Annotated in this window: 11 protein-coding genes and 1 pseudogene; 6 read left to right on the top strand and 6 right to left on the bottom strand. The window is 72.2% G+C overall.

All coding sequences use genetic code 11. The annotated features are described in order from the left end of the window. Nucleotides 1-9: 9 nt before the first annotated feature. The 6 genes and pseudogenes from whiA to ACY8FT_RS03845 all read left to right on the top strand — a co-directional run bounded on the left by whiA (nt 10) and on the right by ACY8FT_RS03845 (nt 4,482). A complete protein-coding gene (whiA, locus tag ACY8FT_RS03870) occupies nt 10-1,062 on the top strand; it encodes a DNA-binding protein WhiA (RefSeq protein ID WP_462417616.1) in 1,053 nt (350 codons plus the stop codon). Next, a pseudogene (locus ACY8FT_RS03865) lies at nt 1,032-1,769 on the top strand (type I glyceraldehyde-3-phosphate dehydrogenase); the annotation flags it as partial. The gene whiA and the pseudogene ACY8FT_RS03865, both read left to right, overlap by 31 nt. A 56-nt stretch (nt 1,770-1,825) precedes the next feature. After that, nucleotides 1,826-3,022 carry a phosphoglycerate kinase gene (locus ACY8FT_RS03860; protein WP_462417615.1) on the top strand — a complete coding sequence of 399 codons (1,197 nt, stop codon included), beginning with the start codon at nt 1,826-1,828 and terminating at the stop codon, nt 3,020-3,022. Continuing rightward, on the top strand, nt 3,019-3,810 hold the full coding sequence (gene tpiA / locus ACY8FT_RS03855) for a triose-phosphate isomerase (RefSeq protein ID WP_462417614.1): 792 nt from the start codon (nt 3,019-3,021) through the stop codon (nt 3,808-3,810). The genes ACY8FT_RS03860 and tpiA overlap by 4 nt, the downstream gene beginning before the upstream one ends. 28 nt (nt 3,811-3,838) lie before the next feature. Further along, on the top strand, nt 3,839-4,072 hold the full coding sequence (secG, locus tag ACY8FT_RS03850) for a preprotein translocase subunit SecG (RefSeq protein WP_462417613.1): 234 nt from the start codon (nt 3,839-3,841) through the stop codon (nt 4,070-4,072). Nucleotides 4,073-4,128: 56 nt separating this feature from the next. Beyond that, nucleotides 4,129-4,482 (top strand): RNA polymerase-binding protein RbpA, encoded by a 354-nt coding sequence (locus ACY8FT_RS03845; protein ID WP_462417612.1) that lies wholly within the window; start codon nt 4,129-4,131, stop codon nt 4,480-4,482. Nucleotides 4,483-4,501: 19 nt separating this feature from the next. On the opposite strand, the gene pgl is transcribed toward ACY8FT_RS03845, so the two are convergent. The 6 genes from pgl to tkt form a co-directional block, all read right to left on the bottom strand. Further along, on the bottom strand, nt 4,502-5,260 hold the full coding sequence (gene pgl / locus ACY8FT_RS03840) for a 6-phosphogluconolactonase (protein ID WP_462417611.1): 759 nt from the start codon (nt 5,258-5,260) through the stop codon (nt 4,502-4,504). Then, entirely contained in the window at nt 5,257-6,279 is a 1,023-nt protein-coding gene (locus tag ACY8FT_RS03835; protein ID WP_462417610.1) for a glucose-6-phosphate dehydrogenase assembly protein OpcA, read from the bottom strand. Before ACY8FT_RS03835 ends, pgl begins: the two co-directional genes overlap by 4 nt. Then, entirely contained in the window at nt 6,276-7,823 is a 1,548-nt protein-coding gene (gene zwf / locus ACY8FT_RS03830) for a glucose-6-phosphate dehydrogenase (RefSeq protein ID WP_462417609.1), read from the bottom strand. The genes ACY8FT_RS03835 and zwf overlap by 4 nt, the downstream gene beginning before the upstream one ends. Continuing rightward, on the bottom strand, nt 7,820-9,457 hold the full coding sequence (locus ACY8FT_RS03825; protein ID WP_462418391.1) for a glucose-6-phosphate isomerase: 1,638 nt from the start codon (nt 9,455-9,457) through the stop codon (nt 7,820-7,822). The genes zwf and ACY8FT_RS03825 overlap by 4 nt, the downstream gene beginning before the upstream one ends. Nucleotides 9,458-9,572: 115 nt before the next feature. After that, nucleotides 9,573-10,736 carry a transaldolase gene (gene tal / locus ACY8FT_RS03820; protein ID WP_462417608.1) on the bottom strand — a complete coding sequence of 388 codons (1,164 nt, stop codon included), beginning with the start codon at nt 10,734-10,736 and terminating at the stop codon, nt 9,573-9,575. A gap of 2 nt (nt 10,737-10,738) precedes the next feature. Continuing rightward, nucleotides 10,739-12,871 carry a transketolase gene (gene tkt / locus ACY8FT_RS03815; RefSeq protein ID WP_462417607.1) on the bottom strand — a complete coding sequence of 711 codons (2,133 nt, stop codon included), beginning with the start codon at nt 12,869-12,871 and terminating at the stop codon, nt 10,739-10,741. Nucleotides 12,872-12,999 lie beyond the last annotated feature (128 nt).

The following is a 12,999-nucleotide window of genomic DNA, read 5'->3' as shown; positions in this document are numbered from 1 at the left end:
ATGGATCCCATGGCCATGACCGGATCCCTCAAGGACGAACTGTCACGCGTCGCTGTCCCCACCGCGGAGGCCCGCAAGGCGGAGGTCTCCTCCCTGCTGCGCTTCGCGGGGGCACTGCACCTCGTCGGCGGACGGATCGTCATCGAGGCCGAGATCGACACCGCCAGCGCCGCGCGCAGGGCCCGGGCCACCATCAGCGAGCTCTACGGCCACGACAGCGAGCTGCTGGTCCTGACCGCCGGCGGACTGCGCAAGAGCACCCGTTACGTCATCCGCGTCGTGGAGGGCGGGCACTCGCTGGCCCGTCAGACGGGGCTGCTCGACTCCCAGGGTCGGCCTGTACGCGGTCTGCCGGCCCGGGTCGTTCGCGGCGCCATCGCCTCGGCCGAGGCCGCCTGGCGGGGTGCCTTCCTGGCCCGCGGCTCGCTGACCGGCCCCGGGCGCTCCAGCAGCCTGGAGGTGACCTGTCCCGGTCCAGAGGCGGCCCTCGCGCTGGTCGGCGCGGCCCGTCGCCTGGAGATCACCGCGAAGTCCCGCGAAGTGCGTGGTGTCGATCGCGTCGTCGTGCGCGACGGCGACGGCATCAGCGCCCTGCTCACCCGGATGGGTGCGCACGACGCCGTGCTGGCCTGGGAGGAGGGACGTCTCCGCCGCGAGGTGCGGGGCACCGCGAACCGGCTGGCCAACTTCGACGACGCGAACCTGCGCCGTTCCGCGCGTGCGGCGGTCGCGGCCAGCGCCCGGGTCTCGCGCGCGATGGAGCTGCTCGGGGAGGACGTCCCGGACCACCTGCGGATGGCCGGTCAGCTGCGCATGGAGCACAAGCAGGCCTCCCTGGAGGAGCTCGGGCAGCTCGCGGACCCGCCGCTGACGAAGGACGCCGTCGCCGGACGCATCCGCCGCCTGCTGGCCATGGCCGACCGCCGCGCGGCCGAGCTCGGGGTGGACGACACCCGGGTCACGATCACCGAGGCGGAGGTGGACGCGCTGCTCACTGAGCCCGAGCAGGCGGCGCAGCCGGCGGAGACGGCTCCCGCGCCGACGTCGAGATCGTCGGGGTGAACGACCTCACCGACGACCAGATGCTCGCCCACCTCCGGAAGTACGACTCCGTCCTCGGGCGCCTTGCCGAGGAGGTCACCTGCGACGACGAGTCGATCACCGTGGGCGGCCACCGCATCCCCGCCACCTCCGTCGACGACCCCGAGGAGCTGCCCTGGGGCGAGCTCGGCGCCGACGTCGTCCTGAAGTGCACCGGTCGGTTCACCGACGCCAGCGGCGCCCACGAGCACATCGATGCCGGCGCCACGAAGGTCGTCATCAGCGCCGCCGGCAAGGGCGTCGACCTCACCGTCGTCCTCGGCATCAACGAGGGCGACTACGACCCCGCCCGCCACGACGTCCTGTCGATGGCCTCCTGCACCACCAACTGCCTCGCTCCCATGGCCAAGGTGCTGGACGAGGAGTTCGGGATCGTCAGCGGCCTCATGACGACCGTGCACGCCTACACGGCCGACCAGCGGCTGCAGGACGGCCCGCACAAGGACATGCGTCGTGCCCGTGCGGCCGGACTCAACGTGGTGCCCACCAAGACGGGCGCCGCCAAGGCGATCTCGCAGGTGCTCCCGCAGTTCGAGGGCAAGCTCGACGGCTTCGCGTTCCGCGGGCCGGTCCCCACCGGCTCGGTCACGGACCTGACCGTCCGGCTGGAGCGCGAGGCCACCGCCGAGGAGGTCAACACCGCCTTCCGCCGGTCGCACCGGGTACCGTGCAGCCGGCGGTACCGACCGTCCTGCCACCACCGACGCTCTGGAAAGGCCTGATCGTGCGCACCATCGACGACCTGGGGGACCTGCGCGGCAAGCGCGTCCTCGTCCGTTCCGACCTCAACGTCCCGCTGGACGGCACCACCATCACCGACGACGGTCGCCTGGTGGCCTCGGCGCCGACGCTGCGCCAGCTGTCCGAGGCCGGGGCGAAGGTCGTCGTCGTGGCGCACCTGGGCCGTCCGAAGGGTGCACCGGATCCCCAGTACTCTCTCCAGCCGGTGGTGGCCCGCCTGTCCGAGCTCGTGGGCCGCGAGGTCGCCTTCGCCACCGACACGGTCGGCGACTCCGCGCGAGCCGTCGTCGACGGCCTCGGTCAGGGCGACGTCGCCCTGCTGGAGAACCTCCGCTTCAACCCGGGGGAGACGAGCAAGGACGTCGCCGAGCGCGAGGCCTTCGCCGGTCAGCTCGCGCAGTTCGCGGACGCCTACGTCTCCGACGGCTTCGGCGTGGTCCACCGCGCGCAGGCCTCGGTGCACGAGATCGCCCAGCAGCTGCCCGCCGCCGCCGGTGGGCTGGTGCAGGCCGAGGTCGAGGTGGCCCAGCGCCTCACCACCGACCCCGAGCGCCCCTACGCCGTCGTCCTGGGCGGCGCCAAGGTGAGCGACAAGCTCGGCGTCATCGACAACCTCATCAGAACCGCCGACCGTCTCCTCATCGGTGGCGGCATGGTCTTCACCTTCCTCAAGGCCCAGGGCCACGAGGTGGGCAAGAGCCTGCTGGAGGCCGACCAGGTCGAGACCTGCAAGGGCTACCTCGAGCAGGCCGAGGCACGCGGCGTCGAGATCGTTCTGCCCACCGACGTGGTGGCTGCCAGCGAGTTCTCCGCCGAGGCCGAGCAGTCGGTCGTGTCGGTCCAGGAGATCCCCGCCGACCGCATGGGTCTGGACATCGGTCCCGACTCGGCCCGCCTGTTCGCCGACAAGCTCGCCGACTGCCGCACCGTCTTCTGGAACGGCCCGATGGGCGCCTTCGAGATGGAGCCCTACGCCGGCGGGACGAAGGCCGTGGCCGAGAAGCTCGCCGAGATCACCCGGGGCGGCGCGCTGACCGTCGTCGGTGGCGGTGACTCCGCGGCCGCCGTGCGACAGCTCGGCTTCGCCGACGATGACTTCGGCCACATCTCCACCGGTGGCGGCGCCTCGCTGGAGTACCTGGAGGGCAAGCAGCTGCCGGGCCTGGAGGTCCTCGCGTGAGTGCTCGACTGCCGCTGATCGCCGGCAACTGGAAGATGAACCTGGACCACCTGCAGGCGACCCACCTGGTCCAGAAGCTGGACTGGGTGCTGCGGGACGCGTCGCACGACCACGAGTCCGTGGAGGTCGCGGTCTTCCCGCCGTTCACGGACCTGCGCAGCGTGGAGACCCTGATCAAGGCCGACCGGATGGAGATCCGGCTGGGTGCGCAGGACCTCTCCGAGCACGAGTCGGGCGCGCACACCGGGGACGTCTCGGGCGCGATGCTGGCCAAGCTCGGCTGCGAGTACGTGATCGTGGGCCACTCCGAGCGCCGCGCCGACCACCACGAGTCGGACGAGCAGGTGCGGGCGAAGGTGCAGGCCGCCCTCGCCGCCGGGCTCACCCCGATCCTGTGTGTGGGGGAGACCCACGACGTCCGCAGCGCCGGGCAGCACCTCGAGCACGTCACGGCCCAGGTGGCCGCCGCGCTCGAGGGCTCCACCGCCGAGCGGCTGGGCACCACCGTCATCGCCTACGAGCCCGTGTGGGCCATCGGCACCGGAGAGGTGGCCTCCTCGCAGGACGCGCAGGAGGTCTGTGCGGCCGTGCGGCGCCAGGTCGCCGAGAGCCACGGTGACGAGCTGGCCGGCGGGATGCGCGTCCTGTACGGCGGTTCGGTCAAGCCCGGCAACATCGCCGAGCTCATGGACCAGCCCGACGTCGACGGCGCCCTCGTCGGCGGGGCCTCGCTCTCCGCCGAGGACTTCTCCGCCATCGTGCGCTTCCGCGCGCACCACGGCGGCTGACACCGCCCGGGTTGTTACCCTTCCGTCCATGGACATCATCCGCTGGATCCTCGACGCGGTGCTCGTGCTCACGAGCCTCTTCCTCGTGCTGCTCATCCTCATGCACAAGGGTCGTGGTGGCGGACTGTCCGACATGTTCGGCGGGGGCGTCTCGGCGACCGGTGGCTCGTCCACCGTCGCCGAGCGGAATCTGAACCGGATCACCATCGGCATGGCCCTGACGTGGTTCGCCACCGTGGTGGCCCTCGGCATCGTCAAGTGACACGACCGCCCCGCGGCCGTGTCCGGGCCGCGAGGGCCTGAGGACAGGAGTTCCGCATGGTGACCGGTGGGCAGGCCATTCGAGGGACCCGTGTGGGTTCCGGCCCGATGGGGGAGATGGAGCGCGGTGAGAGCGCCGCGGCCACCGAGGTGTTCTACCACTGCTGCAACGGGCACGCGACGCCGGTGCGGTTCTCCGCCGAGGTGTCCGACGGGCTCCCCGAGGAGTGGGACTGCGTGCGCTGCGGGCTGCCGGCCGGCCGCGACGGGGCGAACCCGCCGGCGGCCCCCAGCATCAAGCCCTACAAGACGCACTTGGCCTACGTGCAGGAGCGTCGTGACGAGGCCGCCGGCGAGGCCCTGCTCGGCGAGGCCCTGACGCGCCTGCGCGAGCAGCGCGGCACGGCCTGAGCCGCCGGCCGGCCGGGGCTCAGCCCTGCAGCCGGCCGGCCGCCTCGCGGTCGACGAACCAGCGCGTGCGGTGACGCCCGACGGCCTGCGCCGCGGGCACCTCCAGCGGACCGGGCTCGACGGGGGCGTCGAAGTGCTCGTGCGCCCGGCCCAGGGCGTCGGCCTTGCCCTCGCCGGCTGCCACCAGCCAGACCTCGTCGGCGGCCCGGATGACCTGCATGGTGAACGACACCCGCACCGGCGGCGGCTTGGGGGAGTCCTCCACCGCCGTGGTCCACGGCCCCGTCGCGCCCGAGTCCGGGTGGCTGGGGAAGAGCGAGGCCACGTGGGCGTCCGGGCCCACCCCGAGCACCACCAGGTCCAGCACCGGGAGGCCGTCCTGCTGGGGGACCTCCTCCAGCTCCTCGGCATAGTCGGCGGCAGCCTGCTCCGCACCGGTGCGGTCCGGGTCGCCGTTGGGCGGCACCGCGGGCACGACGTGGAAGCGGTCCTCGGCCAGGGGTGCGTCGCCCAGCGCGTGGCGCACCTGCAGGGCGTTGCGCTCCGGGTCGTCGGCCGGCAAGTGGCGCTCGTCGCTGAACCACCAGTCCACCGTCGAGAAGTCCACCTCGCCGGCGGCCCAGCGGCGGCCGATCTCCGCGGCGACGGCCACGCCCATCGATCCTCCGGTGAGTCCGACGTGGGCGCTGCCGCGGTCGGTCACCAGCTCCACCAGCGCGTCCACCAGGGTGACGGCCGTGGTGTCGGGGTCGGGGGAGACGTGCAGCTCGGGGGTCATGCGTCCTCCACTTCTTCAGGGGGTGCCGCCTCGCGCTCTGCCTCGAGGGCGCCGGCGGTGTCCAGGGCGAGGCCGGCGCGGTAGGCCTCGCTCGTGGTCATGGTGTCCATCTGCACGGTGGAGACGGACTCGAGCACGCGCTCGTAGACCTTGTCCACGTCCAGCCGGTGCAGCTCGGCGGCCAGGCTCTGGGCCATCGAGCTGTGGGGCAGGGCCACGCGCCGCGGCAGCTTGCCGGGTGCCAGCAGCATCGCGGTGTCGCCGTCGACGCGCACCAGGTCGATCGGGCCCGACGCGCGCTGCAACCGCACCGAGGTGACGCCCTCACCGGGGCGGGAGCGCGCCCGCGTCACCGGGCAGTCGAGGCTCTGCCCGAGCCACAGGCCCAGCAGGTCCACGCGGGGGCTGTCGGACCCACCGGTGACGGTCACCGACGTGACCTCCTCGAACGGCGGCTCGTCCAGCGCTGCGGCGATGAGCGCGCGCCACCGGGTGATGCGGGTCCACGCGATGTCGGTGTCGCCCGGCTCGTAGCTGTCGGCCATCCGGGCCAGGGTGGTCGGCGGGTCGCCGGCCTCGGCCATGGTCGTGATGCGGCGGCTGGCCACGCGCGCCACGGGGGACTCGTGGAAGGTCACCGGCGGCGCGCCGGGCCACCAGGCGACGACGGGGGAGTCCGGCAGCAGCAGCGGCATGAGCACCGCGTGCTCATGCTCCACCAGCTCACCGTGCAGGTGCAGCACGACGATCTCGCTGGCGCCGGCGTCACCACCCAGCCGCAGCTGGGCGTCCAGTCGCACCGGGGCGTCGGCACGGCTCTTGACGAGCACGATGATGCGGCTGGGGTGCTGCCGCGTGGCGGCCGTGGCGATCTCCATGACCTCGTCGACGCGTCGCCGGTCGGTCACGATGGCCAGGCTCAGCACGCGCCCCAGCGCCATGGCGCCCTGGTCGGTGCGGATGCGGACGAGCTCACGGGCCAGGGTGCGGGCCGAGGTGTCGGGGTAGTCGAAGATCAAGGCAACCTCCAGGCGCGCCCGTCGGTGAGCATCATGTCGTCACTGGACTCCGGGCCCCAGGTGCCGGCCGCGTACTGCTCAGGCGGGGTGGCCTCCCGGCTCGCCCAGTACTCGGTCACGGGGTCGAGGATGCGCCAGGAGAGCTCGACCTCCTCGTGCCGGGGGAAGAGCGGCGGCTCGCCCAGCAGCACGTCCAGGATGAGCCGCTCGTAGGCCTCGGGGGAGGACTCGGTGAAGGCGTTGCCGTAGCCGAAGTCCATCGTGACGTCGCGCACCTCCATCTGCGGGCCGGGCACCTTCGAACCGAAGCGCATGGTCACGCCCTCGTCGGGCTGCACCCGGATGACGATGACGTTCTGCCCCAGCTCCTCGGTGGCGGTGTCCGTGAAGGGCAGGTGCGGGGCCCGTTTGAACACCACCGCGATCTCGCTGACCCGCTTGCCCAGGCGCTTGCCCGCGCGCAGGTAGAAGGGCACGCCGGCCCAGCGCCGGGTGTCCACCTGCAGCTTCAGCGCGGCGTAGGTCTCGGTGACCGAGTCGGCGGCGACCCCCTCCTCCTGGAGGTAGCCCTCCACCTTCTCGTTGCCCTGCCAGCCGGCGGCGTACTGCCCGCGCACCGCGGCGTCCTCCACCGAGCCAGCCAGGGAGGTGGAGGCCAGCACCTTCTCCTTCTCCATGCGCAGGTGGTGGGCGTCGAAGCTGATCGGCTCCTCGATGGCCGTCAGGGCCATGAGCTGCAGCAGGTGGTTCTGGATGACGTCACGGGCGGCGCCGACCCCGTCGTAGTAGCCGGCCCGGCCGCCGATGCCGATGTCCTCGGCCATCGTGATCTGCACGTGGTCGACGTAGTTCGCGTTCCAGATGGGCTCGAACATCTGGTTCGCGAAGCGCAGGGCCAGGATGTTCTGGACGGTCTCCTTGCCCAGGTAGTGGTCGATCCGGAAGATCGAGTCGGCCGGGAAGACGTCCTCGACGATGGCGTTGAGCTCGCTGGCCGACCGCTCGTCGTGGCCGAAGGGCTTCTCGATGACCACCCGGCGCCAGGAGCCCTCCACCGGCGTGGACAGCCCGGCGTCCTCGAGCCGTCGGCAGACCTCGGCGAAGAAGCACGGGGGGATCGACAGGTAGAAGGCGCGGTTGCCACCGGTGCCCCGCAGCTCGTCGAGCTCCGCCAGGACGCCGGCGAGCTCGGCGTAGGCCGCCGGGTCGTCGAAGGTGCCGGCCACGAAGCGCACTCCCTGCGCGAGGGTGTTCCAGACGTCCTCCTGGAAGGGCGTCCGGGAGTGCTCCTGCACGGCCTCCTTGGCCTGGGCCATGAAGTCCTGGTCGTTCCAGTCCCGGCGGGCGAAGCCGACCAGCGAGAACCCCGAGGGGAGCAGGCCTCGGTTGGCGAGGTCGTAGATGGCGGGCAGGAGCTTCTTGCGGGCCAGGTCCCCGGTGACGCCGAAGAGGACCAGGGCGCTGGGGCCGGCGATGCGGGGGAGCCGCTTGTCGTCGTCGACCCGCAGCGGGTTGTGCGCGGCGGTAACCGGCACCGGGCTCATGCGGTGTCCCCGGCCTGCCGCAGTGCCTGCACGATGGCCGCGTAGCCCTGGTCGTCCAGGGCCGTCAGACGCAGCACCGGCCGCCCCTTGCCCGCGAGCACCTGGGCGTCGCCGGCGGCCTGGGCCGCGATGAGCTCGCCGAAGGTGAAGTCCTTGCCGGCGACCTCCCGGTCCTCGCCCTCGGCCACCCGTCGCGTGACCTGCAGGTAGACCCCGTCGGCCGGCCCGCCCTTGTGGAACTGGCCGGTGGAGTGCAGGAATCGCGGCCCGAAGCCGATGGTGACGGGCCGACCCGTCGCCACGGTGAGCGCCTTCTGCGTCGCCGCAGCCTCCTCACCGTGCTGCCAGCGGTCCACATACGCCATGACGGCCAGGTAGCCACTCGGGCCCACCTGCTCCAGCAGCGCCGCGACGGCCTGCTGGACCGATGCGGCCTCGCCCAGGAAGTCCGTGCCGGCGGCCCGGACCTCGACGCCGGAGGTCGTGAGCGCCGGCTCCGAGGCCGCGCGGCCGCCGCCGGACATCTGCTCGCGGGCGGCCTCCTTGGCGCTCTCCACGTCCGGCTGGTCGAACGGGTTGATGCCCAGCAGGTAGCCGGCCACGGCGGTGGCGGTCTCCCAGAGCAGGAACTGCCCACCGAGGGAGCCACCGACGTTCACCACCGAGGCGGGGTGCTGCCCGTCCACCGGCTCCAGGTCGTCCCCGGCGAACCAGTCGTCGCGCTCGTCCACCTCGTCGCCGATGATGCGCGCGACGGTGACGTCCGGCTGGTCGGCCAGGCGGTGGGCCAGGGGATCGGCGCCCTCGGTGGAGGGCAGGTCCACCACCGGGAGCACCCCGGTGCCCTCCTTTCCGGTCGACTCGGCGACGAGTTGTTCCACCCAGTCGCCCAGACCGCGGATCCAGGTGCCGGCGTCGCTGACCACCAGGACGTCACGGCGCGCGGCGGCCTGCCCGGCGAGCACGGCACCCAGGCGCAGCGCGGGGTTGGCGGCGTCGTCGGTCGTCATGACGTCGGCGACTGACTCCGCCTCGTCGAGCAGCGCGGCCACGTCGACCCCTGCCAGGGCGCTGGGCACCAGCCCGAAGGCCGTGAGCGCGCTGTAGCGGCCGCCGACCTGGTCGTCGGCGTTCACCACGGCGTAGCCCTCGCTGCGCACCGACTGGTCGAACGGCGAGCCCGGGTCGGTCACCACCACGACGTGCTCCGTCGGGTCGAGCCCGGCGTCCTGGAATGCGGCGACGAAGGCACGGCGCTGGGAGTCGGTCTCGGCGGTGGAGCCGCTCTTGGAGGAGACGACGACCACCGTGCGGGCGAGCTCCTCCGCCGAGCCGATCGCGGCCGCGACCATCTGCGGGTCGGAGGAGTCGCAGACGACGAGCTCCTTGCGGTCCGTCGCGGTGATCACCTCCGGGGCCAGGGACGAGCCGCCCATGCCGCACAGCACCACCCGGTCGTGCGCAGAGTGGCGGTCGGCCAGTGTCTCGACCTCGCCGACCAGTGCCCGGCTGGTGCGGTGCAGGTCCACCCACCCGAGACGCTTGGCGGCCTCCTCGCTGGCCGCCGCCCCCCACAGGGAGGCGTCCTTGGCCCCGATGCGGCTGGCGACCCGATCGGCCACCAGACGGTCCATGTGCTCGGCGATCGCGTCGGCCGCGGGGCCGGTCGCGTCGACGACGATCTCGCTGGAACGCTCCAACACGGGTAGGTGCTCCTTGTGAACTAGGCGGGTGGTCGGGCCGGGACGGTCAGGCCCGGGCGGCCTCGAGCTGCTCGGTGACCGAGCGCAGCAGGTCGGCCCAGGCGTCGGCGAACTTCTCGACGCCCTCGCGCTCGAGCTTCTCCACCACGTCCTGGTAGCGGACGCCGAGCGCCTCCAGACCGTCGAGGACGGCCGCAGCCTCCTCGTAGGTGCCCTGGATGGTGTCGCCGGTGACCTCCGCGTGGTCGGCGGTGGCCTCCAGCGTCTTGCCGGGCATCGTGTTCACCGTGTTGGCGGCCACGAGCTCGGTGACGTACAGGGTGTCCGGCAGGGACTCGTCCTTGACGGACGTGGAGGCCCACAGCGGTCGCTGCACGTTGGCCCCCGCGTCGTCGAGCGTCTGCCAGCGCGGGGTGGAGAAGACCTCGTCGAAGGCCTGGTAGGCCAGCCGGGCGTTGGCCAGCGCGGCCTTCCCCTTGAGCTCCGCGGCGCGCGGGTCGTCGAGCTGGTCCAGCCGGGCGTCGACCTCGCTGTCCACGCGGGAGACGAAGAAGCTCGCCACCGAGTGGATGGTCGACAGGTCCCGCCCGGCCTCGCGGGCCTGCTCCAGACCGGTCAGGTAGGCGTTCATGACGCCCCGGTAGCGGTCCAGCGAGAAGATCAGCGTCACGTTGACGCTGATGCCCTCGGCGATCACCTGGGTGATGGCCGGCAGGCCCTCGACCGTCGCCGGGATCTTGATGAGCAGGTTCGGGCGGCCGATCGTCGCCCACAGCCGGCGGGCCATGTCGACCGTGGCTCGGGTGTCGGCGGCCATGCGCGGGTCCACCTCGATGGACACCCGCCCGTCCTGTCCCTCGGTGCGCTCGTACAGCGGCATCAGCAGGTCGCAGGCGTCGGCCACGTCCGTGGTGGTCAGGCGGTACACCGCCTCGTCGACGTCGACGCCCTCGGCGGCGATCTCGCGGACCTGCTCGTCGTAGTCGGCGGCCTCGGAGAGCGCCTTCGAGAAGATCGACGGATTGGTCGTCACGCCGACGACGGCGCGGGTGTCGATGAGCTTCTGCAGCTCGCCCTCGCGGATCATCGGCCGCGACAGGTCGTCCAGCCAGATGGAGACGCCCTGGGCGGAGAGGTCCCGCACCGGCTGCGGAGCGTCGGGGAACTCCAGCGTGCTGACCTTGCTGGCCTCGGGGGTGGTGTGCGACATGCTCACTGTCCTTCCACGATCTGCAGGGACTTGCGGGCCGCGGCCACGGTTGCCTTGGCGGTGATGCCGAACTTCTCGAAGAGGACGTCGGCCGCACCGGAGGCGCCGAAGTGCTCCAGCGAGACCGGCTGACCGGCATCACCCAGGATGTCCCACCACGGCATCGAGATGCCGGCCTCGACGGTCACGCGGGCGCGGACCGACGGGGGGAGGACCTCGTCACGGTAGGCGCGGTCCTGCTTCGCGAACCACTCGCGGCAGGGCATGGACACCACACGGGTGCCGACCCCGTCGGCCTGGAGCGTCTCGCGGGCTTCCAGAGCGAGCTGCACCTCGGAGCCGGTGGCGACGAGGAGCACCTTCAGCTCGCCGTCGGCGTCGGCCAGCGGGTACCCGCCCTTGGCGACGCCCTCGGCCGAGGCGTGCTGCTCGCGGTCGATGTGCGGGACCTCCTGGCGGGTGAGCGCCAGGGCCGCCGGGTGGTCCACGTTGCCCAGGATGGTGCGCCAGGCCACCGCAGTCTCGTTGGCGTCCGCCGGGCGGACCACGTCGAGGTCCGGGATCGCGCGGAGCGCGGCGAGGTGTTCGATCGGCTGGTGGGTCGGGCCGTCCTCGCCCAGACCGATCGAGTCGTGCGTCCAGACGTACGTCACCGGGGCGTTCTGGATGGCCGCGAGGCGCACCGCCGGGCGCATGTAGTCGCTGAAGGTCAGGAAGGTACCGCCGTAGGGGCGCGTCAGGCCCTCCAGCGCGATGCCCGTCATCGCCATGCCCATGGCATTCTCGCGGATGCCGAAGTGCAGCGTCCGGCCGTACTTGTCGCCGGAGAACATGCCGGTGGACTTCGCCTCGGGGACGAAGCTCGGCACGCCGTCCATCGTCGTGTTGTTCGAGCCGGCGAGGTCGGCCGAGCCACCCCAGAGTTCGGGCATCACCTCGGCCAGGGCGTTGAGCACCTGACCGGAGGCCTTGCGGGTGGCGATCGGCTTGTCGTCGGTGGTCCAGGTCGGGAAGGCCTCGGCGAAGCCCTCGGGCAGGTCCTGGGCCTCGAGGCGGTCCAGCAGGCGCGCGTTCTCGGTGTTGGCCGCCCGCCAGGCCTGGAAGTCCTTCTGCCACTTGGCGTGCGCGGCGGCGCCGCGGTCGGCCACACGGCGCACGTGGGCCAGGACGTCCTCCTCCTCGGGGAACGCGACCTCGGGGTCGAACCCGAGCAGCTTCTTGGTGCCCTTGACCTCGTCGTCGCCCAGGGCGGCGCCGTGGGCGGAGCCGGTGTCCTTCTTGGTCGGGGCCGGCCAGCCGATGACCGTGCGGAGCTTGATGAGGGTGGGCCGGCCGTCGGCGCGCTTGGACTCCTCCAGCGCGGCGTACAGGGCGTCGATGTCCTCGGTGTACGGGGCGGACCCGCGCCAGTCCACGGTCACCGTGTTCCAGCCGTAGGCCTCGTAGCGCTTGGCCACGTCCTCGGAGAACGAGATGTCCGTGTCGTCCTCGATGGAGATCTCGTTGTCGTCGTAGATGACGGTGAGGTTCTCGAGCTCCTGGTGACCGGCGAGCGAGGAGGCCTCGCTCGTGACGCCCTCCATGATGTCGCCGTCCGAGGCGATCACCCAGACGTGATGGTCGAACGGGGAGGTGCCGGGGGCGGCGTCCGGGTCGAGCATGCCGCGCTGGCGACGCTGCGCCATCGCCATGCCGACGGCGGTCGCGAGGCCGGAGCCGAGCGGGCCGGTCGTCGCCTCGACGCCCTGGGTGTGGTGCACCTCGGGGTGGCCGGGGGTCTTGGATTCGAAGGTGCGCAGGGCCTTGAGGTCGGCCATGTCCAGGTCGTAGCCGGAGAAGTACAGCTGGATGTACTGGAGCAGGCAGGCGTGGCCGGCCGAGAGGATGAAGCGGTCGCGGCCCAGCCACGACGGCGCGTTCGGGTCGTGGCGCATCACCTGCTGGTAGAGCAGGTAGGCGACCGGCGCGAGCGACATCGCCGTGCCGGGGTGTCCGCTGCCGCACTTCTGGACGGCGTCGGCCGCCAGGACGCGTGCGGTGTCCACCGCGCGCAGGTCGGTGGCGTCCCACCCGACCTTGTCGACCACGGGGTCCGCCAGCTGGCTGTCACGGGAGGGGTGGGGGGAGTCGTTCACGCGGCGCTCCTTCGAGAGGCAGTGCGGGTACAACGGATGTCTCCACCCTATGACCTCGCGGTGCCGGCGGGCAGGTCGCGGGGGAGCGGCACCGTGAAACGACGCTGCGTCGCAGGTGCCGGAACCGG

The organism is Kytococcus sp. Marseille-QA3725 (genome assembly GCF_054950055.1).
The sequence above is the reverse complement of the archived record's forward strand: the minus strand, read 5'-3'. Positions and strand labels throughout refer to the sequence as shown.

Excerpts from the sequence above, each read along its gene's own strand:
- whiA (WP_462417616.1), top strand. The coding sequence starts at position 10 with ATGGCCATGACCGGATCCCTCAAGGACGAACTGTCACGCGTCGCTGTC.
- ACY8FT_RS03825 (WP_462418391.1), bottom strand. The coding sequence starts at position 9,457 with ATGGACCGTCTGGTGGCCGATCGGGTCGCCAGCCGCATCGGGGCCAAG.
- pgl (WP_462417611.1), bottom strand. The coding sequence starts at position 5,260 with ATGACCCCCGAGCTGCACGTCTCCCCCGACCCCGACACCACGGCCGTC.
- secG (WP_462417613.1), top strand. The coding sequence starts at position 3,839 with ATGGACATCATCCGCTGGATCCTCGACGCGGTGCTCGTGCTCACGAGC.
- tal (WP_462417608.1), bottom strand. The coding sequence starts at position 10,736 with ATGTCGCACACCACCCCCGAGGCCAGCAAGGTCAGCACGCTGGAGTTC.
- zwf (WP_462417609.1), bottom strand. The coding sequence starts at position 7,823 with ATGAGCCCGGTGCCGGTTACCGCCGCGCACAACCCGCTGCGGGTCGAC.
- ACY8FT_RS03845 (WP_462417612.1), top strand. The coding sequence starts at position 4,129 with ATGGTGACCGGTGGGCAGGCCATTCGAGGGACCCGTGTGGGTTCCGGC.